The sequence below is a fragment of the Pseudonocardia kunmingensis genome, from assembly GCF_006716445.1.
Classification (GTDB): domain Bacteria; phylum Actinomycetota; class Actinomycetes; order Mycobacteriales; family Pseudonocardiaceae; genus Pseudonocardia; species Pseudonocardia kunmingensis.
This window is the reverse complement of sequence record NZ_VFPA01000001.1, coordinates 1-21,032: the sequence shown is the minus strand read 5'-3', so window position 1 is coordinate 21,032 and position 21,032 is coordinate 1. Positions and strand designations below refer to the sequence as shown.

The 21,032-nt window shown below is 69.5% G+C and carries 22 protein-coding genes and 1 pseudogene; 14 read left to right on the top strand and 9 right to left on the bottom strand.

The annotated features are described in order from the left end of the window. Positions 1-21 precede the first annotated feature (21 nt). From FB558_RS00095 to FB558_RS00085, 4 genes and pseudogenes are all read left to right on the top strand, one after another. Positions 22-501: a hypothetical protein gene (locus tag FB558_RS00095; protein WP_211365899.1), complete on the top strand. Its 480-nt coding sequence runs from the start codon at positions 22-24 to the stop codon at positions 499-501. Further along, positions 498-776: pseudogene (locus FB558_RS44265) on the top strand (alcohol dehydrogenase catalytic domain-containing protein); the annotation flags it as partial. The gene FB558_RS00095 and the pseudogene FB558_RS44265, both read left to right, overlap by 4 nt. 85 nt (positions 777-861) lie before the next feature. Further along, a complete protein-coding gene (locus FB558_RS00090; RefSeq protein WP_246106174.1) occupies positions 862-1,671 on the top strand; it encodes a zinc-binding dehydrogenase in 810 nt (269 codons plus the stop codon). A gap of 136 nt (positions 1,672-1,807) precedes the next feature. Next, positions 1,808-2,149: a putative quinol monooxygenase gene (locus FB558_RS00085; RefSeq protein ID WP_246106173.1), complete on the top strand. Its 342-nt coding sequence runs from the start codon at positions 1,808-1,810 to the stop codon at positions 2,147-2,149. 164 nt (positions 2,150-2,313) lie between these two features. On the opposite strand, the gene FB558_RS00080 is transcribed toward FB558_RS00085, so the two are convergent. Next, on the bottom strand, positions 2,314-3,996 hold the full coding sequence (locus tag FB558_RS00080) for a PucR family transcriptional regulator (protein WP_142053439.1): 1,683 nt from the start codon (positions 3,994-3,996) through the stop codon (positions 2,314-2,316). Positions 3,997-4,549: 553 nt separating this feature from the next. Here FB558_RS00080 and FB558_RS43000 point away from each other — a divergent pair. The 4 genes from FB558_RS43000 to FB558_RS00065 all read left to right on the top strand — a co-directional run bounded on the left by FB558_RS43000 (position 4,550) and on the right by FB558_RS00065 (position 6,967). Then, positions 4,550-4,930, top strand: coding sequence for an STAS domain-containing protein (locus FB558_RS43000; protein WP_170231123.1), 381 nt, complete (start codon positions 4,550-4,552; stop codon positions 4,928-4,930). Next, positions 4,921-5,064 (top strand): hypothetical protein, encoded by a 144-nt coding sequence (locus FB558_RS42995; RefSeq protein WP_170231122.1) that lies wholly within the window; start codon positions 4,921-4,923, stop codon positions 5,062-5,064. The genes FB558_RS43000 and FB558_RS42995 overlap by 10 nt, the downstream gene beginning before the upstream one ends. A gap of 26 nt (positions 5,065-5,090) precedes the next feature. Next, positions 5,091-5,648: a type 1 glutamine amidotransferase domain-containing protein gene (locus FB558_RS00070; RefSeq protein WP_142046939.1), complete on the top strand. Its 558-nt coding sequence runs from the start codon at positions 5,091-5,093 to the stop codon at positions 5,646-5,648. Positions 5,649-6,121: 473 nt separating this feature from the next. Beyond that, positions 6,122-6,967 (top strand): aldo/keto reductase, encoded by an 846-nt coding sequence (locus FB558_RS00065; RefSeq protein ID WP_142046937.1) that lies wholly within the window; start codon positions 6,122-6,124, stop codon positions 6,965-6,967. A 395-nt stretch (positions 6,968-7,362) separates the two neighbouring features. On the opposite strand, the gene FB558_RS45610 is transcribed toward FB558_RS00065, so the two are convergent. From FB558_RS45610 to FB558_RS00040, 6 genes are all read right to left on the bottom strand, one after another. Then, positions 7,363-7,569 (bottom strand): YetF domain-containing protein, encoded by a 207-nt coding sequence (locus tag FB558_RS45610; protein WP_170231121.1) that lies wholly within the window; start codon positions 7,567-7,569, stop codon positions 7,363-7,365. Continuing rightward, positions 7,511-9,076 (bottom strand): low temperature requirement protein A, encoded by a 1,566-nt coding sequence (locus FB558_RS00055; RefSeq protein WP_211365896.1) that lies wholly within the window; start codon positions 9,074-9,076, stop codon positions 7,511-7,513. Before FB558_RS00055 ends, FB558_RS45610 begins: the two co-directional genes overlap by 59 nt. 383 nt (positions 9,077-9,459) lie before the next feature. Then, positions 9,460-9,633: a hypothetical protein gene (locus tag FB558_RS42985; protein ID WP_170231120.1), complete on the bottom strand. Its 174-nt coding sequence runs from the start codon at positions 9,631-9,633 to the stop codon at positions 9,460-9,462. A gap of 792 nt (positions 9,634-10,425) precedes the next feature. Beyond that, on the bottom strand, positions 10,426-11,697 hold the full coding sequence (locus FB558_RS00050; RefSeq protein WP_142046933.1) for a hypothetical protein: 1,272 nt from the start codon (positions 11,695-11,697) through the stop codon (positions 10,426-10,428). A 296-nt stretch (positions 11,698-11,993) separates the two neighbouring features. Further along, positions 11,994-12,332, bottom strand: coding sequence for a helix-turn-helix domain-containing protein (locus tag FB558_RS00045; protein WP_142046931.1), 339 nt, complete (start codon positions 12,330-12,332; stop codon positions 11,994-11,996). Further along, on the bottom strand, positions 12,329-13,486 hold the full coding sequence (locus tag FB558_RS00040) for a tyrosine-type recombinase/integrase (protein WP_246106172.1): 1,158 nt from the start codon (positions 13,484-13,486) through the stop codon (positions 12,329-12,331). The genes FB558_RS00045 and FB558_RS00040 overlap by 4 nt, the downstream gene beginning before the upstream one ends. Before the next feature lie 440 nt (positions 13,487-13,926). Between FB558_RS00040 and FB558_RS00035 the strand changes: the two genes are divergently transcribed. The 4 genes from FB558_RS00035 (at position 13,927) to FB558_RS00020 (ending at position 17,092) form a co-directional block, all read left to right on the top strand. Continuing rightward, positions 13,927-14,178, top strand: a complete 252-nt coding sequence (locus tag FB558_RS00035; protein WP_142046928.1) for a hypothetical protein — start codon at positions 13,927-13,929, stop codon at positions 14,176-14,178. Next, positions 14,175-15,626 carry a relaxase/mobilization nuclease domain-containing protein gene (locus FB558_RS00030; protein ID WP_142046926.1) on the top strand — a complete coding sequence of 484 codons (1,452 nt, stop codon included), beginning with the start codon at positions 14,175-14,177 and terminating at the stop codon, positions 15,624-15,626. The genes FB558_RS00035 and FB558_RS00030 overlap by 4 nt, the downstream gene beginning before the upstream one ends. A 148-nt stretch (positions 15,627-15,774) precedes the next feature. Beyond that, positions 15,775-16,275 carry a hypothetical protein gene (locus FB558_RS00025; protein ID WP_142046924.1) on the top strand — a complete coding sequence of 167 codons (501 nt, stop codon included), beginning with the start codon at positions 15,775-15,777 and terminating at the stop codon, positions 16,273-16,275. Positions 16,276-16,513: 238 nt separating this feature from the next. Further along, positions 16,514-17,092: a Do family serine endopeptidase gene (locus FB558_RS00020; protein ID WP_142046922.1), complete on the top strand. Its 579-nt coding sequence runs from the start codon at positions 16,514-16,516 to the stop codon at positions 17,090-17,092. A gap of 646 nt (positions 17,093-17,738) precedes the next feature. On the opposite strand, the gene FB558_RS45605 is transcribed toward FB558_RS00020, so the two are convergent. Together FB558_RS45605 and FB558_RS00015 are read right to left on the bottom strand one after the other, a co-directional pair. After that, a complete protein-coding gene (locus tag FB558_RS45605) occupies positions 17,739-18,482 on the bottom strand; it encodes a trypsin-like peptidase domain-containing protein (RefSeq protein ID WP_425468011.1) in 744 nt (247 codons plus the stop codon). A 171-nt stretch (positions 18,483-18,653) separates the two neighbouring features. Beyond that, positions 18,654-19,220 (bottom strand): DUF4231 domain-containing protein, encoded by a 567-nt coding sequence (locus FB558_RS00015; RefSeq protein WP_246106171.1) that lies wholly within the window; start codon positions 19,218-19,220, stop codon positions 18,654-18,656. An 814-nt stretch (positions 19,221-20,034) separates the two neighbouring features. Here FB558_RS00015 and FB558_RS00010 point away from each other — a divergent pair. Next, positions 20,035-20,217, top strand: a complete 183-nt coding sequence (locus FB558_RS00010; protein ID WP_142046920.1) for a YegP family protein — start codon at positions 20,035-20,037, stop codon at positions 20,215-20,217. Positions 20,218-20,857: 640 nt separating this feature from the next. Then, on the top strand, positions 20,858-21,032 hold a 175-nt coding region (locus tag FB558_RS45430; RefSeq protein WP_425468010.1), incomplete at its 3' end, for an MEDS domain-containing protein.

The following is a 21,032-nucleotide window of genomic DNA, read 5'->3' as shown; positions in this document are numbered from 1 at the left end:
CGGACCGGAAGGAGACGGGTGATGACGACGAAGGCGCTGATCGGCCGACTGATGATCGTGGCCGGGGTCGGGGTGGCGGGCGCCCGCGCGGTGCGGCGGACGATGTCCGGGCCGCATCGGGGGGACGACGCCGCGACTCACAACCGGTGGTTGGTCGTCACGGTCCTCCGCTCACCGGACGAGGTCGTCTCCGACGGGACGCTGCCCGCACCGCTGGCGCAGCTGGGTGACCTCGTCGAGGTCCAGGTCCGGCCCGCGCCCGGCGACAAGGGCACCGAACTCGCCGCCCGGCTCACCGGCGGGGGGCCGACCTCAGCGGCCGCCCGCGTGCAGGGGAAGGACCCGCGCCAGCGGGTGCGCGCCGCGTTGCGTGAGGCCAAGTCCATCCTCGAGGTGGGCGAGATCGTCCGACCCGACGCGCCCCCGACGACCCATCCGGGCCCGGGTGGCCGCCTGGTGGGAAAGGCCACCGACATCGCACAGGGAGAGGGTCGACTGTGAAGGCACTGTGCTGGGAGGGCGTCAACGAGCTCAAGGTCGAGCAGGTGCCCGACCCCGAGATCCGCAACACCGGCGATGCGATCGTGAAGGTACGGGCAAGCGCGGCCTGCGGCTCGGACCTGCACCTGCTCGGCGGGTACGTCCCCGCCATGCAGGCCGGTGACGTGCTCGGGCACGAGTTCCTCGGCGAGATCGTCGAGGTCGGCAGCGGGGTGCGCAACCGCAAGGTCGGCGAGCGGGTCGTCGTGTGCTCGTTCGTCGGCTGCGGTCGCTGCTGGTACTGCACCCACGACCTGTGGTCGCTGTGCGACAACGCCAACACGAACTCCGGCATCACGGCAGGCCCTGTGGGGGTCGGACGTGGGCGCCTGCTTCGGCTACTCCCACGCCCTGGGCGGCCTGGCCGGCAGCCACGCCGAGTACATCCGGGTGCCCTTCGCCGACCACGGCAGCTTCCCGGTACCGGACGGGCTCGACGACGACCTGGCTGCGGTGTTCGCCTCCGACGCCGGACCGACCGGGTGGATGGGCGCCGATCTCGGCGGGGTCGGGCCCGGGGACGTCGTCGCGGTGTGGGGCGCGGGCGGCGTCGGGCAGGTCGCCGCCCGCGCCTCGGTACTGCTCGGCGCCGAGCGGGTGATCGTCATCGATCGCATCCCCGAACGGCTGCGCCAGGCCCGCGAGTACATGGGGGTGGAGACCCTCGACTACACCGGGACCGACGTCGGCGCCGAGCTGCGCGAGCGCACCGGCGGTCGCGGACCCGACGTGTGCATCGAGGCCGTGGGGATGGAGGCCCACAGCCCCGGCCCCGAGTACGCCTACGACCAGATCAAGCAGCAGCTGCGGCTGCAGAGCGACCGACCCACCGCGCTGCGCGAGGCCATATACGCGTGCCGCAAGGGCGGGTCGGTTTTCTGCCTCGGCGTGTTCGCTGGGGTCGTGGACAAGTTCCCGCTCGGGGCGATGATGAACAAGGGGCTCACGTTCCGCGGCGCCCAGCAGCACGGGCAGCGCTACATCCCCGCGCTGCTCGACCGGATCGCGGGTGGCGATCTGCCGACGCGGCACCTCGCCACCCATCCGATGACGCTCGACGAGGGACCCAGGGGCTACGAGATGTTCAAGCGGAAGCAGGACGGCTGCGTGCGACCCGTCTTCCAGTTCTGACCAGACACCCGACGGCGCCGGCCCCCGCGGTACCGACAGGGTGAGGAGGATGGGCAGGAACCGCAGGGCAGGAAGGTGACGGTCTCACTGCAAGAGCAGGCCCGGCAATCGGCTGGATCTCTATGAGACTGTTTCAGTGACCGTGAAATTCACGAAAAGGGAGGCTGCCATGGCTGAACCGATTACCGCTGGGCTCCTCGTCCGGATCGAAGCGCTACCCGGGCGGGAGAACGATGTCGAGGATTTTCTCCGGCACGGCTTAGCCCTCGTGGAGGACGAGCCCAACACGGTGCGGTGGTTCGCTCTGCGTTTCGGGCCCACCTCGTTCGGGATCTTCGACGCCTTTCCGGACGACAGCGGTCGACAGGCGCACCTGTCGGGCAAGGTTGCCGAGGGGCTCACGGAGAACACCGGCACCTTGTTCAGCCAGCCCACGATCGAGCCCGCTGACGTCCTGGCCGAAAAGCCACCGATCTGATCTGGGGAGGAATCAACCGACCCTGCGGTTTGCCGGTCCGGACCCGGCGTCATTCGTGACCAGTTCGGTTAGTTGTTCGCAGCGTGCCCAACTCGGCCAGGTGGTGCGCTTCTCGGTGTCCCCTACCGTCGCTGTTCCCCGGACCCGGAGATCCCCACGCCCGCTCAGGGTGACGGATGCAGGACCGCCAGCGCCCTGGTGGCGATGTGCAGGTTCAGGCGGTGGTCCACAGTACCGAGGTCGTAACCACTGACCTCCCTGATTCGCTGCAGCCGGTAGCGCAGGGTGCTGCGATGGATGGTCAGGGAGTGGGCCGTCGCGTCGTAGTTGCCGCCGTGTTCGAGGTAGCTCGACAGTGTGACGACGAGGTCGGCGCGGTGCCGGGCGTCGTAGTCCAGCAACGATCCGAGCCATTCCCGGATGTACTGGTCGACCTCGTCGCTGTTGCCGCCGGCGCCGAGGATCCGGTACATGCCGAGGTCGTCGTGCGCGGTCACGCCGTCGGGCGTCACCGAGCGTTGCCGGACGGCGAGCGCACGTGTCGCCTCCCGCCAGGAGCGCGGGATGTCTGCCGTCCGCTCGCAAGGGCCGCCGACGCCGACAGCGAATGCGCCCGACTTGAAATGGCGCGCGATCGCGGTGTGGATCTCTTGCCACCGGTGCTCGGGGCCGCCGTCGGCCGGACACCTTGCCAGCCAGACGGTGGTGCCCGCACGGCGGGTGAGCATGCTGCCGACGCCGTGCAGCCGGGCTGTCTGCTCGACCGCCCTCGCGACGGCGTCGTCGGTCTCGCGGCTGCGGCTCCGCACGACGATGACCCGATGCGGGTGTTGCAGGTCGTGGCCAAGTGCCCGCGCCCGGGTGATGGCGCCGTCGTCCACGCCGCTGATCAGGTCCTCCACCAGGTCCCGGCGCAACCGCAGTTCCACCTCGGCGACGATGTGCTGGTTGGCGAGCTCGACGGCGAGCACGGTGCCCGCGTGCTCGAGGGCGAGCACGTGGTGCCGCCGCGCGACCCGGTCGGGGTCGATGAGTGCAAGCACCCCGAGGACGCCGTCCCGGGGCTGGGCGAGTGTGATGAGGCGGTCACCGTCACGGACCGGACCCCCCGCCCGCTGCGCCTGCCGCAGCACAGCGGCGCGGCTCCGCTCGCCGGGCTTGGGATACGGCTCCTGACGTTCCGGACCCGCCCACGCCCGCAGGTTCCCGAACCGGTCCTCGACCGCGACCGGGAAGTCGGTGAGCTCGTGCAGCGCCGTGGCGATGCCGGCCTCGCCGCCGCCGCGTGCGGAGACGCGAGTCAGCACCTCGTGCACCTTCGTCTGGAGCTCCAGGTCGGCGACCGTAGCGGTCAACCGGTCGTTCGTGACGGCGAGACGCTCACCGAGATCGCGCAGCTCGTCGGCGCGCTCGCGTTGCTCGCGGAGCAGCCCCACGCCGGCGAGAGCGGCGCCGGTCTGCTGCACCAGGGTACGCAGCAGGAGGCCCTCGTCCTCCGACGGCGCGATGTCGGCGCCGATCACCAGGTATCCCCACTGGCAGCTGTGACTGCGCAGCGGGTACGCCCAGGCCCACGGGTCCTCGGCGAGGTCGATCGGCCCCTCGTTGCCATCCAGGGCTTCGACCTGCCCCTGCGTCGCCGGCTCGTCAGTCGTCGAACGGTGTAGCTGCCCGTCGCGTAACAGGTAGCCCGCCCGGCAGCGGAACGGGCCGAGCGCCGGAACCGCGGTCTTGCACAGCCGGATGATCTCGTCCTCACCGGTGGCGTCGAACATCTCCAGCGACAGCACGAACAGACTGCGCAATGCCGAGAGCTGCTCCGTCGCCCGGTCCGCCCAGGCCTTCATGACCACGCCAGGGGACGTGACCGGAACGCTCGCAACTGCATTGCGTGCATTGCGCTGACCTCCTCCGGGGGCGGTCGGAGGCAACACGACCGACACGAACGAGTGATGGGAGAGGTTACTCAACCGTGACCATGCGTGCATCGGCAAGCCGTCGAGCGCAGGCAGCAGTTCGGCGTGGACGCGGGAGCGGTCCCGCACCAACCTTCGACGCCGACGGGACGGTTGGCTCGACCGTACCGCGCCCGCGGGCGCCCTGAACGCGCTCCACGCGTGGCCTCGGTGCTCCGGGTGGTCCTGCGGAGGCCAACCTGGGAGTAATGCTTGGTACCACCGGGTCGATGCTCGTGCCCGGATCCCTCTTGCAGGCTGGCCCTGCCACGCGTTCGGCAAGCCCAAGGGGAAGGACCCGCATGACAACGTCTCCTCGTCTCGGCTGGCTCGATCGTCCCGGCTCGGATGTGGTGGTGGATGCACGGATTCCTCAGCGGCGCGGCGCGAACCCGTTCCCGCCGCCGCTCGAGGTCGCTGTGAACCGGCACCCGGGGTTCCGACCGTGGTCGAGGCCGTCGGCGACGTGGACCTGCTGACGGCCGCTGGGCTGCTCGACGTGCTGCAGCGCGAGCTCGATCAGGGAGTGCGCGTGCTGGTGCTGGACCTGGACGGCGTCCGGTTCCTCGCCGCGTGCGGCATCACGACGTTGCTCGAGACCGACCGCGCGGCACAGCGCTCCGGAGCGGACTTCCGATTGGTGGGCGGATGCCGGCTGGTCCGGCGCCCGCTCGAACTGCTGGGCATCACCGCGGGGATGCCGCTGCACCGCGACGTGGCGTCCGCGCTCGCCGAGCCCGTCCGCACCCGGCGCCGCAAGCCGCAGCCGGCGGCCGGGTCACCGTCGCGCTGGTCCGGTACCTGGAGGCCGTCGCCGTGGTGTTGAACCGGCGCACCGTGGCCGTCGCCAGCGTGGAGATCACCGCGCCCTACGTGGCGCAGTTCAGCAGGAGCGACGGTGACACCGCGGCGCTCTACGACGTACTCGGTCAGGCAATCGCATCCGCCTGCCGGGCCTGATCATGAACTGACGAGAGGAGAAACCGATGGCGAACGGGCTGCAGGGGAAGAGGGTCGCGATCCTGGCCACCGACGGTGTCGAGCGGGTCGAGCTCGAGCAGCCGCGCGGAGCCCTGTACGGGGCGGGTGCGGCGAGCGACCTGCTCTCGATCCACCACGGCGAGATTCAGGCCCGCCAGTTCGATCTCGTCTCGGCGGGGACGTTCCCCGTCGACCGGCAGGTCGCCGATGCGTCGGTGGACGAGTACGACGCCCTCCTGCTGCCAGGCGGCACTGTCAACCCGGACGGCCTGCGCATCAAAAGCGACGCGGTCGCCTTCGTCAGGGCCTTCGTCGCGACCGGTAAGCCGATCGCCTCGATCTGCCACGGGCCCTGGATGCTGGTGGAGGCAGATGCCGTGCGGGGGCGACGAATGACGTCGTGGCCGAGTTTGTGGACCGACCTGCGCCACGCAGGCGCCGAGGTTCTCGACGAGGAGGTCGTCGTTGACGGACAGCTCACCACGAGCCGCTCACCCGCAGACCTGCCTGCGTTCTGCCCGGCGATCGTGCAGCAGTTCGCGATGGCCAGCACGTCGGGCTGAGTTCGCCTCGATCACGCCAATGGCCGTTCGGTCATGCTTGGTACACATTCACGCCCATCGTCTCGGTTCGGGTCCGGCAGACGCGTGGCCCGCCGGGCCCGGCCGGGTGGGCTCCGCGCTGGGCACCTTCGCCGTGTGCTCGACACCGTACGGCGCCGTGCCCCGGGCCATCGACGCCTCCCCCCGTCCACAATGGATGCCCGACTGGGGGCAGCAGCACCCGTCGGGACCCTCCGATCGTGCGGGACACCGCGCCCGGCCACGTCAGCCTGCAGCACCAACGCGGGCCCCGAAGTTCACCTCGCGGCACGGACTCGGCGTGCACCGAACTCCGGCGCCGGGCCCTCGGGTCGGGCCGACCTGTCCTCCCGGGATGAATTGCCGATTGGATTTCCGCCTCGGCGGGCGTAGCCGCGTGCGGCCGCGTCTTGTCACGGTTGCCGGGACAGGCGATCCATGCACGAGAGGCCGCGATGACACCCGCCATCAGCACTGTTTCGCTCCCGTCCGGCGAGGTGGTACCCGCCCTCGGTCAGGGGACCTGGGGCTGGGCGGAGGACCCGCACCGCCGCGGTGACGAGATCGCTGCCCTGCACGCGGGGCTCGATCTCGGGCTGACCCTCGTCGACACCGCGGAGATGTACGCCGACGGCGCCGCGGAGGACCTGCTCGGCGAGGCGCTCGAGGGCCGCCGCGACGAGGTGTTCCTGGTCAGCAAGGTGTTGCCGGGCAACGCCACCCGCCGCGGCACGGTCGAGGCGTGCGAGCGCAGCCTGCGGCGGCTGCGCACCGACCGGCTGGACCTGTACCTGCTGCACTGGCGCGGTCGCAGCCCGCTGGGCGACACCGTGGCGGCGTTCGACGACCTGGTGCACGACGGCAAGATCCGGTACTGGGGCGTCAGCAACCTCGACGCCGAGGACCTCGCCGAGCTCGCCGCGGTACCCGGGGGCGACGCGGTCGCAACGGACCAGGTGCTCTACAACCTCACCCGGCGCGGCGTTGAGCACGATCTGCTCCCGCAGTGCCGGGACCTGGGCATCCCGGTGATGGCGTACTCGCCGATCGAGCAGGGCCGGATGCTCGACCATCCTGCGCTGCGAGACGTCGCCGAGTCGCAGGAAGCGACGCCCGCGCAGGTGGCCCTGGCGTGGCTGCTGCGCCAGGACGGGATCGTCGCGATCCCCCGGGCAGGCAGCGCCGGGCACGTCCGGGAGAACCACGCCGCGCTTGACCTACGGCTCACCGAGGACAACCTCGCAGCGTTGGATCGCGCCTTCCCGGCACCGACCGGGCCGCAACCGCTGGAAGTGCTCTGAGGTCACGGTGCTGTCGTGCCGTCGGGACGATGCCGCCCGGAGCCCGAGTGCAATTGTGTCGGCCGCCGTTGCACTAGGCTCCGCCGCATCCTGGCATCGAGCGCAGCGTCTGCGCCAGTTGCCGGGACATGACAACCGTTGATCCAGCGCCGGCTGCAAGAACCCGGCCCGCCGCTCGGGCCTACCGCCACGACCTGCCTATTTCCGCGGTCGGATGCCGGTTACTCGATCGACGACAATCCCGATCACCGACGGACGGCCCTTCAGCCCAGGCCCGGCTCCGCTCGAGGTCGACTCGGCCGCACTCAGCGCTGATGTGGCGGATCGTCCAAAGCCCTGTTGGCCGAACGCATTTCGTTCACCGCGGCCAGCAGCCGACTCTCCACCTCCTCCAGTCACCGATGGAGTCCGGCGACGTCGCCGTGGTCGGCAGGCTGCTCGTCTCGCCGCAGGGTGACGACCAGCGACCCGCCGGGCTCGAGTACGGCGCGTTCCACATCCGCGACCCCGTCGGCGTTCTGCGCGCGCAGCGCCGTTGCGATGTCACCTACTCGCAGGCCTTCGCGGCGCAGGGCCGAGGTGACCCAGCGTGGGTGCTCCACGAGGGTGGTCGGGGTGCCTTCGAAGAGCCACGTCAGCCGGTTGAAGCGGGCGGCGATCCGCACCACGGCGGCGTTGACGGCGATCAGGACGACCGCCGCGAGGACGCCGTCGGTCACGCTGGTGTCCTCGCCGAGGATTCGCATTGGCGACCGTGTTGGCAATCAGCAGCACCACAACCAGGTCAAAGGTATTGAGCTGGGCGAGGCCGCGTTTGCCGGCGACGCGGACGAGCACGGCCAGCGCGAGATACACCGCGAGTGCGCGAAGGACGATCTCCCACACCGGGACTGCGAGGGCGAACACCTGCGACATCGACCTTCCTCCTTCGCTCAGCGGGAGTTGCCGACAGGCCCGATCTCGGTCGGGTCGCCGCCACAGCTCCCATCCGGTCTGGACCGCGCAGACGGCGGTCAGGGCCGCAAGCGCGGCCAGCGCGGGTGCGAACATGGCGAGCGGGATGACCGCGGCCGCGGCAAGCGCGGCGAGCAGCCGGTCGGTGGCCAGCTGGTGGTGGTCCCGCCAGCGGTAGCCGACGTCGGCGGCGAAGAACAGCGCAACCCCGCCGACCAGGGCCAGCGCGGGCAGCGGCGGCAGGGGCTCGTCCACCCCCGCGACGGCCTCGTGCACGCCGAGCGCGAAGAACACGATCCCGGCAATCAGGGGCAGGTGCAGGTAGCTGTAGGAGTCCCGCGCAAGCCGCGCTCGATCCTGGCCCTCGGCGCCCCGCAGTCGGCGCTCTGCACCGCTGCGGATGTAGCCGAAGTAAGACCACCACAGTCCCGCTGCGATCAGCACGGCGAGCACGACCGCGCCGAGCACCGCGGGCCGAGCCAGGTTCTCCTCGGCTCCGGCGCCGACCTCCACGATCGCCTCGCCCAACGCGATGATGACCACCAGACCGTGCCGTTCGACGAAGTACGACGGCGCGACCCGCCAACCGCCTGTGCCGACGACGAGCGGCCCCGAGAAGTCGATCACGGCGGCTGCGATCCACAGCAGCTCCCGCACCGGCGACTCGAGGAACGCCCCGGCCACGACGAGCGCCGGCCCCGTGAGCAGGGTCGGGACCAGCCGTAACGCAGCGGCGCCCACGGCAGCCTCGCCGCGCACGTCGAGAACCAGCATCACGACGTGGATCAGGCGGACGGCCAGGAACGCAAGCCCGAACACCAGCGCGCGGGCGCCGAACGCCTCCGGCAGCGCGACAGCGGCGACCAGCATCGCGGCCATCGCCAAGAAGATCAACACCCGAGGAAGCGGCCCCGCGTGGGCCGAGGTGTTGGTCAACCAGGCGTAGCAGACCCACGCCCACCACACCGCGGCCAGCCCAAGCAGCCCATGACCGAAACCCACCCACGAGATGTCGGCCAGCATCAGGGCCGTGACCTGAGCCATCCCGTAGACGAAGACCAGGTCGAAGAACAGCTCCAGGGTGCCGACCGACCCGTCCTGCACCTCGTCCGGCGCATGCTCGTCGGACGTCGGATTCGCCCGGTCCTCGCTCATTTCACCGGCATTCCCCCGCAGTGCCCGGATAAGCGCCAGGGACGTCCCGTCTCAAGCGGGTCCCGCGGATCATGGCGGTCGGATGCCCTCGCACGCAGGCCCTGCACGGCGGCCGGCTCTTCGGCGAGATCGGGGACTCCCCGACCTCAAGGAGGTGGCGGGCGGCGATCCGGTTGCCCCCGAGCGGGGCTGGGGTCGTCGCCACCGTGAGCTCGACGGTCCAGCGGCTGCAATCGAGGAGCGGCACTCAGTCGAACCGGGCGGTGCAGCCCCAGCCACCACCGAGTCGACCACCTGGTGCAGGGTCCTCCCACCGGCGGTGTGCAGGTGCGGCGCGATCCGCAACTCCCCGTGCGCCCCGCCGTCGGTGATTCAGTCCACCACTAGCGCACGGGCGGCGCGGCGCGGGGCGGCAGGCTCCTGCAGCAGAGGCCCATGGCGATGTCGCTGCAGCGCAGGTACTCCGGCAGCGACGTCACCTCCGGGTCGGCGACGACCAGCTTCGCCAGGGACACCGGGAAGCGGCGCCCCTGCTCGCGGGGCAGTCCCGATGACAAAATTGGCCTTATACCCTCCGGCTCCGCGGCTGGTCAGGCCATGATCTCGGACCCCTCCCCGGTGGTGCGCACCAAACCGTTGCCAATCCGCATCCGATTTAATAGGAATCGCTGCGGCAATGAGATATGCCAGAAACGATCCTTCTGGCCGACGCGTCACGGAGTCGTCGGTCCGGAACGGGGGCGTTCCTCGGTGGCGCCTGGGCAGCGACGGGTAGCTGTGCCGGTGGTTGACTCACGGGACCACGTAATGTGATCAACGCTGCGGTTGCTGACCACGGTCCGACCCACCTACTTCGGGACCTGGCCAGCGTGGCGAGGCCGGTGAACGAACTGGTGGTCAGGCCGTGGTCGGTGAGCAGGCAGTGCGGTGGTCAGAACGCGGTTCGTCGAAAGCACAGGTCTGTAGATCGGCTTGGCTGGCGACGCGAGCTCGATCGAGCCGGGCTGGTACCGCGCCTGACCTCGAGGCGTTGGGGGGCTGCGATTCGGGACGGCGCCGATGCCGTGTAGCGGACCTGGCCCGGGCGCAGCTCGTCGGCGATCTGGCGGTAACCGGTGTGATAGGTCAGCCGGCGAGGTCGGTCGTTGCTGCGCCGCTAGCCACGGCTACAGCTTATTCGAGGAGCCCGCCCCCGGTTCGAATCGCTCCTTCGCGCTGTTCGGACCAGCGCTCTGAGGCTGCCGGCCGAGCACGTCCTGGTGCGCGTCGCCGCGGTTTACCCACGCAGCAGGCGGGGCGAGTCCTGCATCCGATGAAACTCGCCCTGGAATACTGGTAGGCACGCGTATTTATCTGCCGCGTGTTCGGGGCTCGGCTTGCTGAGTTGGTCCGTCGGGCGCGGCGTAGCGGTTCCAGATCCCGCCGGCGTGGATGGTCTGGCGCTGGGTGGTGGTGTGGTGGAACCCGAGCGCTTCGGCGATCACCGGGGCGGGCGCCTGCAGTGCGAGCTGCCGTAGGGCGGCGACGCGCGCGAGCCGCAGCGGCACTCCGATATCGCGCAGGCCCTGGCTGAGGCTGACGTAGTTGAGCGGTTGTCCGGGGCGGCGGCCGGGGAACAGCCAGCGGCTGGTGGCGTCGTCGGGGCGCTGGGCGAGCAGTCGCATCACGAGCGTGGCGAACGGCTCGGGGACCGGCGCGGGGGGGTTGCCGAGCTGGAGGACCATCGAGCCGTCGTCCTCGATGACGAAGTCGTCGACGGTGAGGGTCATGATCCGGGTGACTGGCTGGGCGTAGAGCAGGAGGAGGCAGGCCGCGACGCGCATCCGTAGCGGGCCGGCGTGGTCGTGGTCGGGGACGAAGTGGCGGAGCAGGTCGAGTCGCTGGGTGTGGGTGAGGGCCTCGCCGGTGGTGAACCGGGTCCGGGCGAAGGTCAGCGTTGGGAGGTTGCGGCTGGTCATGGCCCAGTTCAGGAACCCGCGCAGCGATTGCCGGTGTCCGATCTTCAGCACCGTGTAGTAGCGGTCAAGGTCGATCTGCCCGAGCTCGGTCGGGCGGTGGTTGTGCTCGGCGAGCCAGGTGCAGAACGCGGTGGCGTGGATGAACTCCAGCTGGGCGTAGGTCCGGGCGGGTGGGGTCAACGGCTGCAGCGCGGCCTTGGTGCGCATCCGGGGAAGCTGGTGCCAGAGCCCGAACTGGCGCAGCAGCCGCTCGTGCGGATGGGCGGCGAGCTTGTCCAGGCGCCGGGTCAACCAGGCTTCGAACTCGAGCAGTTGCCGGTCGACCTCCGGCAGCGTGCCGCAGTGGACGAGCAGTGCGCGCAGGTAGGGGATCGGGCCCTGCTCGGGGTAGGCGTTCAGGTCGGGATGGGTCAGCGGCAGCTGCCCGGTGGCGAGGGCGCGCAGCAGGTCGCGGTTGTGCGGCTTGGCGAGCCAGACCAGCCGCCCGCCCGGGGTCGGGGTGGGGCCGGTGGTCAGCGCGGCGGCGAGCGGGACGAGGGCGGGGTCGATATGGCCATCGCCGTTGTCGAGCAGTGCGGCGACCCGGTCGGTGACGGTGCAGCGGATGCAGAGTTTGCGGTGGTAGAGCCGTCCCTCGACCTCGCAGCGGTGGCAGCGGAACACGCTGTGGACGATTCCGGCGCAGGCCGGGCAGATCGGGGCGCCGTCGGAGCCGCGGCCTGGCAGGATCCGCTGGTCACCGCAGCCCGGGCAGACTCCATGGATGTCCAGGGCGGCCAGGACGCAGGTCCGACATAGGTGTCCCTCGGGCCAGCACCGGTAAGCGGAGTGGTCGCGCCCGCAGCGCGCGCAGGTCCACCGCTTCGACCTGGCCGCTGGCGAGGACGACGTCCTCGTCGTGTCGGGCGTCGTGGCTGGCGGCGTGGTCGATGTGTGGTCGGGCGGGTGTGGTGGTCGGGTCACGGCTCGGGGCGCAGCCGCGCGCGGGTCGGGCGCAGCTCGGCCGGCCCGGGGATGGCCGTCGGACCGCTGGCGCCGGCTGCCTTGCGGACCGACGTGTTCTCGGCGCGAGTCTCGATGAGCTCGGCGGGGGTGACCTCGAGCAGGTCGCAGAGCGCGGCGAGGACGGGCAGCGAGAGCCGTTCGGGGGTGCCGGTGACGAGGCGGTGGATCTGGGAGGCCGACAGCGTGATGCCACGCTCGGCGAGCAGCGGCGCGAGGTGGGTGGTGGTGAACAGCCCGCGGGTGGCCATGATCTCGCGCAGCCGCCACCGGTAGCTGACGTGTCGGCGGTTCATCGGCTGCTTCCGTCCGGTTGCGGCCTGACCGCCACGGCGGTGCTCGCCGCTGCGGTCGTGGCCTGGGTGAGGGTGGCATCGAGCGCGCGGCGCAGGGTGCGGGTGCGGAAGTCCGAGGACACGCAGGTGTAGATCGCGGTAGTAGACGCGTGCTCGTGCCCGACCTGATGCTGGACGAACAACGGGTCCCAGCCGGCCTCAATGAGGTGCGTGACGTAGGAGCGGCGCAGCGAGTGGAAGTCGAGGCCCGGGGCGAGCCCGAGCGCGGTGCGGATGCTGGCGAAGCGGGCGTCGATCTGGGCCAGCCCGACCCGCGGTGCCCGCTCCGAGGGCCAGAGCGCCGGGTTCGATTCGGCGGCGAGCAGGGGCCGGATCTCGGTGGTCCACTCGGCGAGGGCTTCGGTGACCCAGGGCCAGACGGTCAGCACGCTGCGCCGTTTCGGGGCGGAGCCCTTCATCGCCTTGCCGTGGCGGACGTAGCAGACCCCGCGCTCGCCGAACTCGGGAGCGTGCGGGTTGGTGCCGAAGTCGGCGACGTCGAGCATGGCGACCTCGCGGCGGCGCAGCCCGTATCCGTAGGCGATCTTGAACAGGGTGGCGTCGCGGAACGCCGGCAACCAGCCCTTCCGCCCAGCCGCGCGGATCCGCGCGACCTGCCCGTCGGCGTGGTCGAAGAACGCCTGCAGCTCGTCGATCGTGAAGGCGCGCTTGATCGGGTCGCCCTCGGCCTGCTGCACATGCACGGCGGTGTTCCACTCGTGCACCACCTGGACCGGGTGGGTGCCGAACCGGGTCTCGCACTCGCCGGGCCAGCCGTAGGCGGGGTCGGTCAGGTAGAGACACAGCAGCCGGATCGACTCCTGGTAGCCGCGCAGCGTGGAGCGGCGCAGCCCGCGGACCGCGCGCAGATCCCCGAGCCACTCGTCGAGCAGCGCCGCGCTCCACAACCACGGGAACGCGTCGGCGTGCGCGGCGAACGCGCGGGCGGCGCGCTCGCGGGCGGCGATGGTCGCCAGCGCGAGGTTGCGGGCCAGCTGCTGGTTGCGCCAGCCGTCGAGCATCGCGGAGAACACCTGCTCCTCGGGACGCAGCAGCGGGATGCCGTCGGCCAGGTGCAACCGGGCCGCTCCCGGCACCCGCGACCCGATCTCCACCCTCGATCACTCCCGACCTTGTTCGCGTTGAACGGGAGAATGTCGCATCGGATGCGAGTCCGCCAACATCCCAGCAGGTCAACCAGTCGAACGAGTGGCCGGCGACGTGTCGGCGTTACGGCTCGAGGTGACATCATCACTCGCACCAACATCGCGTCGCTGCTGCTTAGCTCAGGTTCTGCCTCGATGCGCAGAATTGCGCAGCAGACCGTATCGAGTTCGCATCTGATCGAATACGCGCCACTTGGAGCGAGATATGCGAGAAGCGTTGCTTCTCGCGAAAAGCGCTGGTAACGGGAACGGGGGCGTTCCCTCGTGCTGATGTTGTGGCGCGGTCGAGCCACGTCAGGACCACACCTGCGCTGAGCATGGTCGCGGTGAGTAGCCCTGCCGACTTCCGCCCGCGTCGTCGCCGCGCTCGTGCCGACGCAGCGCGCACGTTGCAACTCGTCGTGCGGTTCGCGCCGTCCGAGCTCGCGGTCGTGGCTGCTGCGGCGGAGCGTGACGGGCTCGCTGCGGGCGCCTGGATCGGTGAGCTGGCCTGCCGGGTGGCTCGGGGTGACGTGGACGAGATGCCGGTGGAGTGGGTGGACGTGGTGCGGATCTTGCTGCGCTATGGGCGTGAGGCGCCAGCGACGCGGGCGCGGCTGGATGAGCTGGTGGATGTTGCGGTGACGCGGTTGTCGTTGTGATCACGAAGGTGGTGCACGGCTGGCGGGTCGGCGGGCTGCTGGCCTATCTGATGGGGCCCGGGCGGGCTGAGGAGCATCGGCGACCACGCGTGGTCGCCACGTGGGACGGCCGGGACGCGGGGTGGCAGCCGCCGGCCACGGGGCCGGGGGAGTGGGATCTCGAGCTCGGTCCGCTGATTCGAGCCCTGCGTGCACCGGCGATCGCTGCGGGCCTCTCGGAGGCTGCCGATGGTGAGGGTCGGCGCGGGTATGTGTGGCATTGCTCGGCGCGGGTCGCGGCCCAGGATCGCGTGCTCTTTGACGCCGAGTGGGCGCAGGTGGCGCGCGATCTGTTGCACGGCGCCGGCGTGGTGTCCCGCGGTGACAAGGGTGGGCCGCGGTGGGTGGCGGTGCGGCATGCGGATGACCACATCCACATCGCGGTGGTGCTGGTGCGTCAGGACACGGGGCGGCGGTTCTGGCCGCACCGCGACTATCCGAAGTTGCGGGTGGCCGCGCGGGAGATCGAGCAGCGGCTGGGCCTGACGCTCACGGCTGCAGCCGACGCCACCGCCTCCCGTGCTCCGGTCCGGGGCGAGGTGGAGAAGGCGGCGCGCCGGGGTCAAGTCCCGGCGCGGCCGGATCTGGTGCGCGCGGTGACCGCGGCGGCGGTCGCCGCTCACGACGTGTCTTCGTTCGAGTCCGCGTTGCGTTCGGCGGGGTATCTGGTGGAGATCCGGTACGGCCCGTCGGGGGACGCGTTGGGGTACAAGGTGGCCCGGCCCGGCGACAAGACTGCGGCCGACTATCCCGTTTACTACTCCGGCAGCAAGCTCGCGGCCGACCTGTCGATGCCTCGCCTGCAGCAGCGGTGGGCTGGAGTCTCGGGTGTAGCGGCCGCCCCTGCCGATGTCTTGGCGGAGGCGCGGTACGGCGTGGACCGCGCGCGACGGGCGGTGGCCAGCACGCGGAACGGGCGGCTGGGCGTGGACGCCGACGAGATCGCGCACGCCACGCAAGACCTGCTGACAGCCGTGCGCGGGTTCGAGCTCGCGGGCCGTGACCTGGGCGGGGCTGCGGATCGGTTCGAGCGGGCGGCACGGATCCCGGAGCGGCGGGTGGGGGAGCCGAGTGGGGCCAGCACGGGTCTGCGGTGGGCGGCTCGCCAGCTGATCGGCCACCGCAGGGTGTTGCGGCAGGACGAGGTCGCGGCTGGGGTCGCGCTGGCGGTCGCGTTGGCGGCGTTGCTGCAGGAGATCGCGGCGTGGCAGCGCGAGCGCGGGCGGGTGCATCAGGCGGCCGCAGCCGAAGCCACGGGTGAAGCGGTTCGGGCCTGGTCGTCGGCGTGGCCGCCTCCGACGGTCTCGACGCCGTCGTCGCAGGTGGCTGGCGTTGACCACGTATCGGTCGCGCGGGAGCCACGGACCCGGACAGGTCGGGATCGAGGCTCGCGTCAGCCGCGGGTGTGAGCCCTCGGCGTGGGCGGCGCGGGGAGGCAGTGGTGCACGAGCGGCAGTCCGTGGGGGTCGTGCTCACGTTGCACGGTGTTCAGGAGTTCGCGGTCGTCGCTCATCATGCGGGCACCGCGGAGGCGGCGGTGAGTGTGCGGGTGGGCGCATGTTGCTCTACATCCACGACCGGCCGACTGCGCGTGTGTTCGCGGCGACGTGGCGGAAGTTTGGCCAGGATGCGATGTGGTTGCCGAGGGAGTCGGGCCGTCCGCGGGTGCCGCCGGTGCAGCAGGTCGGTCGAGGTAGCGCAGAGACGGCGGTGCTGATCGACGCGCGTGACGCGCCGCCGTCGTCGGGACAGATGCTGCGTCCTGCGGGGCGGCATTGTTCGTTGCGGATCCAGCTCGAGCGGGTGGTGTTCGACGTTCGTGATATCGGTGCGTACGCGTCGATGCACCGTGCGTTCGTCGACGCCGAGGCCCTTGCGGGGTCCGCCCTGCCCGCGCCGGATTGTGCTTCGGCGGCCCGGCGGGCGGCCTTCGAACGCGCAGCGCAAGCGCTCCCGACTCACTCTCGGCCACGTGGGGCCGATCTGACACCGCGTTGGAACGCAACGCCGGGGCCGGTTCGGCGTGCTCCGCGTCTCGGAGAGGCATGGATGGGATGAGTACGGACTATCCGCTGATGACGTTGCCCAGCTACGAGCTGTACCAGCTGGCGCACATCGCGACCTTCCTCGCCGAGGCACTCGCCCGGCACCGCCGCGCCGGGCACCGGTCCGAGCGGGACGCCGCTGTTCGTGACCTCGCGGGCGCGCGGCCTACGAGAACGCGCTCGGGGTCACGACGCACTCCGGTCAGCTGCCCGGGCCGATTGACGCGGCGACGTACGAGTCCGCCAGCGAGATGGTCGAGCGGGGGCCGCGCGAGGCGCATGTGGTGTCGCTCGAAGCGATGGGGCGCAGCGGATGGGCCGTCGTGGGGCGAGTACCGGGCATCGGGCGGGTCGGCGCGGTTGTTCCCGGCGAGGCCACCGCGAACGCGCTTCGTCAGCATGTGCTGACCCAGGCCTTCTGGCCGCCCATCTCATTTTCTGGCCGCATGGTCAGTGCGGACTTCGACCAGGGCATGTCCGGCGGGCCCACGATCAACTCCCGCGGTGAGGTGTACGGGATCAACAGCCAAATGACCGTGCCGTTCTTCGGGCAGAACTTCAATGTCATCACCGACACCGGCATGCTGCGCGAGTTCCTGGGTGCGGAGGTGGTGGAGCCCAAAGCGGCGAGCGTGCCCGTCGAGCCTCCGAACCAGGTCGTCGCGGCGGTCGAGCCCGGCAGTAGCTTCTCGCAGGGGGCGCTCACCGGCTGGCCGCTTCTGATCTCAGGGTTCGGCGGAGTCGCGCTCGGTGGCGGGCTGGTGGCCTGGCGTCTCAAGAGCTCCCCGCGATCGGGTCGCAGTGCCAAGACGACAGAGGCCAGCCCCTGACCCCCTGACAGACGTTGCGCCGACGTCGCTCGATGGGCATGCCGCCGTCATCAGCACGGACACGTGCCGCCAGCCAACAGAGGTCATGCGGCGCACGCTCACGGACCATCCGGTGCGGACCCGGTGGGCTTCTCCGGGATGGGCGCCGCGCGGATTTAGGACACCTCGTCCTCGATTAGCCCGTACGGAGGCTGGTCTGCCCGCCTGGAGAAACGGACGACGATGTCGTCGTCAGCTGAGGCGGGTGGGGCGTTGTCCACAACGAGGACTTGAGCGCCCTGGCCCGGACCTGTCAGCCAGTCCTGCAGGTGTTTGTAGAAATCGGCGACTGCGACGCTGTCGGCGAAGTCGGCAACCCGCGCGGGCTATCCCTGCGGCAGCAGCCATCCTTACGCGATGGCGAGCCGACCAGCCAGGCGGTCGCGGCGCGCGACAGTAACTCGGCCGGGCCAGGCACTCGGGGAGTATCGAGCGCTGCCTGGCTGTTGCCACCCCTGCCACCCCTGCGTTCGCGTGTTCAGACTTTCCTTCCTTGTTCAAGGCGGCGCCTACCCGATGCAGCCGCAAGCGCTCGCGCGGGGCGTGCGGCCTCCGGCCGGTCCCCGCGCGGCGCGCGGCTGCTGGCGCCGACGTTGTGACACATAACCTAGCCGGATGCCAATGATTCGCCTGTGGGATTCATCTGACCGCGTATGATCTCCGCAATTACTTGCGGCTTCCACACTCGTCCGAGGTCGCTCTCCTTATTTACGCGGCCCGAGTACACGCCCAACAGTGTGGCTGTGGGCGGCGAGTACCCCATCGAAACGCTGCCGTCCGGGTGTCTTGTGGTTCCGCTTGCCTGGGACCAGTGGATAACTGGCGAGCCGGATTGGCCCTGACGAGTCCTGCTGTCGACCAAGAACTGAGGAAGTCCGTCGTAATCGATGATGGGATCTGTCGCTACTGTCCCGCGTGACCAGATTGCTAGCCGCCCTCCTGCGGCCAGGTTGAATGGAAACCCGACAATGAAGACGTCCGCCGATACTTCCATGTTGACGAATGATGGGTTGGAGGCGGCAGGGTTATATGGTCGCAGCTGTAGTCCGTCTGCTGAGTGGAGCGGGAGGGCGACGACATCCACCCTTCTGCCGTGCTGAGGATGCTCAAGCCAACGGGGCGATCCGGGCTCAAAGTACAGCTCCTCGGTCCTTTGCGTCCAGCCGATGCTGTCGGTTGTGACTGCCGAGTGCCAGATTCCGACGCGGGTCGGTATGCGTCCATTACCAAGCGGCTCGTTGTCAGAGTCGCGACCAATAAGGTTGTGGCGGTTTGTGATCAGGAATGGCTGGGCGTCCGTCACGACGACGAAGCCGGTTCCTCGGGCGACGAGTGTGTCGCCCGCCAACATTTCCAGCATAAGCGACCGCGCGGACGGTTCGGCAACGGACAATCGGTGCTCCCGGGCTAGACATGTCGGGGCGGAGTAGGTCACGCCCTGTCATTGGATTGGCTTACAAGAACCACGGCCGTACGCTTTCCTGCCCGCCGTCGGCCTTCTGAACGCCACCGCGCACGTCGATCATTGTTCCTGTTTAACTTCTGCCGGCTGTTCGAGCTGCTGTTGCCGCTTACTCTGCTCTTCGCGCAGCCACTCGACCTCGTGTGCAAAGTCGGCGTATGCGTCCGCCTCTGCCTTGCCGCGGTAGCGGCCAACGCGCAGTTCGACCGAGTAGTACTGACGCTCGATCGAATCGGCCGTTTGCTGGAGATTAAAGCTTCTCTCTCGGTACTTGAAGTACCCGGTAAATCCGGCCGCGATGCCAACAATGAGGCTGATTGCAACTGTCAGCCAGCGAAACGATTCTTGAGTCACTGCGGCTGTGGCCAGTGTTGAGATTGTGATCGATCCGACGATAGTAATCCCTTGGAGAACGTTGTGCGTACGACGGTACTTGTTCGACTCTTCTCGATAGGCCTCCACGACGTCGGGGGCTTCCTCGCGGTAGCGCTTGTGAATAGCCAGAAGGCTCGCATCCCCAGCCTGGCTGGCCTCTTCGAGAAGGTGCTCCTTTCGGACCTGGTTTAGCTTCCTGAGGCGAAGCTTGCCCTGTCGGATCCTCTCATACTGGCGGTAGTACAGCGACAAGCCAGCAACAATCGAAACTATGAGTGCTGAGCCAATAGTGACCACGAGTGAAACGGCCGGGTCGGTAACCCATAAAAGTAGTGCGAGTAATGCCGCGATTATCAAGTTGCCGACTACGAGCCAAAGCTGGATAAGGCCTCGTATCAGGCGTTGGTGGCGCAAGTAGTCTTCTTGATCTAAGATCTGACTCTTTATGTGAGCCTGGTGTCCATCCTTGAGGAGGGACTCGATGGGCTCCGGAGTGCGCTTACTGGAGTCTGAAGCGCGCCTGCTAGGCATAGTCAATGCAAGTTCCCCCAAGTGACCGCACTGCGGGGAGCATTCAAGCAGAGCATTCGTGACCGCACACCTGCCGTTAGAGTGAATGGCCTGAGGTGGCGAGCTGAGGAGGAGGCAGTGGGCTGGAGGTGGCCGGGTGCGCGCCATCTCCTCGACCTCCCCAAGGGCTATCACGCCGCCGCTCGGGGGCAAGCCTGGGTGGAGAAGCGGCGGTACCGTCGAGGGATGCCCCCGAGCGGCGGCGTGACCGGGCTGCGCCAGGTCGAGGAGATGGCGCTTCGGCACTCGGGTGGGCGAGCGGAGCATTCCCGGAGCGCACGCCGTATCCGCACCCGGCCCGCGCTGGCGCCCAGTGACACGAAGCCGCAGCTCAGGCGGCATGTAGCGGCACAGGGCGGCAGCCGATAACCCGTCGCATCCGCCTTTACACCGAAGTGCTTACCGCGGCGCCTGCTCGTGGCAAGGACTCCCGCCTGATCGTCGACAGCGGTACTGTCCGCGATCACCGAGCTGATCATCTCCGGAGGTGGCTTCGATGGCAGGTAAGTTCGAGGTGTACGAGGATCGCGCCGGCAAGTTCAGGTTCCGGCTCAAGGCGAGCAACGGTCAGGTCGTCGCGACCGGCGAGGCGTACGAGACGAGGGCCGCCGCGAAGAAGGGCTGCGAGTCGGTCCAGAAGGCCGCCGATGGCGCTCCGGTCGTCGAGACCGACTCATAGCGCACGACGCTGCCGAGACCGAGCGGTGTCGGTGGTGAGTGACTAGCTGAGTGACAACCGCGGCGCAGTAGGCCGGACCGACCTGGACTCCCGTGGACGCCGCGACCAGCAGGGGAGCGGTGCACGGCTAGCTCAGACGGCAAGCGCGAATGCCTGGGGGTCAAGGGGTCGCAGGTTCAAATCCTGTCGTCCCGACGGTGACCAGAGGCCGGTGTCCAACTCGATGGACACCGGCTTCTGGTGTGTCTAGCAGTGCTCGCATCCCCTTGGTGCGCTTGTCCATGAGCCCACCGGCGCCGAGGGCTCGCTCCATCGGACACGGCGCCTGTAAAGCCGGGTGTAGACGCCGTCCGCGGCGAGTAGCTCGTCGTGTGCCCTGCTCGGCGATTCGACCGGACTCCATCAGCCGGATCGTGTCGGCCTCGTGCACGATCTCGGCGATCTTCCACAGTGCCGGATCGACGAGCTGGTAGCGACGCAGGGATCACCTCGAAGGTGCAGTTTCGGCCAGGGTGGACCCGCCGTCGGGCCTGCCGCCGCTCCGGGACCGCGAGGCCGGCCGATGGTGCGCTGCGTAGGCTGGGGTACACGCCGGATATGGGAGCGCCAGATTTTCGCTTCGAGTTGAGGGGATCCAGCCGTGACCGTGCTGATCTCGCCCACGCCTCCTGCCGAGGACGAGGAGCTGTTCCGGCATCCAGCACTGTTCTACGCGGGGATGGACGAGTACCTCGCCGGCACCATGTCGTTCATCGCGGATGGTCTCGCGGCCGGTGAGCCGGTGGCAGTGGCCGTTCCGGGGCCCAGCTGGAGCG

Bases quoted from the DNA above. Each gene is read 5' to 3' on its own strand.
- FB558_RS00095 (WP_211365899.1), top strand. From the start codon at position 22: ATGACGACGAAGGCGCTGATCGGCCGACTGATGATCGTGGCCGGGGTC.
- FB558_RS00080 (WP_142053439.1), bottom strand. From the start codon at position 3,996: ATGAAGGCCTGGGCGGACCGGGCGACGGAGCAGCTCTCGGCATTGCGC.
- FB558_RS00070 (WP_142046939.1), top strand. From the start codon at position 5,091: ATGGCGAACGGGCTGCAGGGGAAGAGGGTCGCGATCCTGGCCACCGAC.
- FB558_RS00065 (WP_142046937.1), top strand. From the start codon at position 6,122: ATGACACCCGCCATCAGCACTGTTTCGCTCCCGTCCGGCGAGGTGGTA.
- FB558_RS00055 (WP_211365896.1), bottom strand. From the start codon at position 9,076: ATGAGCGAGGACCGGGCGAATCCGACGTCCGACGAGCATGCGCCGGAC.
- FB558_RS00045 (WP_142046931.1), bottom strand. From the start codon at position 12,332: ATGAACCGCCGACACGTCAGCTACCGGTGGCGGCTGCGCGAGATCATG.
- FB558_RS00025 (WP_142046924.1), top strand. From the start codon at position 15,775: ATGTTGCTCTACATCCACGACCGGCCGACTGCGCGTGTGTTCGCGGCG.
- FB558_RS00020 (WP_142046922.1), top strand. From the start codon at position 16,514: ATGGTCGAGCGGGGGCCGCGCGAGGCGCATGTGGTGTCGCTCGAAGCG.
- FB558_RS45605 (WP_425468011.1), bottom strand. From the start codon at position 18,482: ATGTTGGCGGGCGACACACTCGTCGCCCGAGGAACCGGCTTCGTCGTC.
- FB558_RS00010 (WP_142046920.1), top strand. From the start codon at position 20,035: ATGGCAGGTAAGTTCGAGGTGTACGAGGATCGCGCCGGCAAGTTCAGG.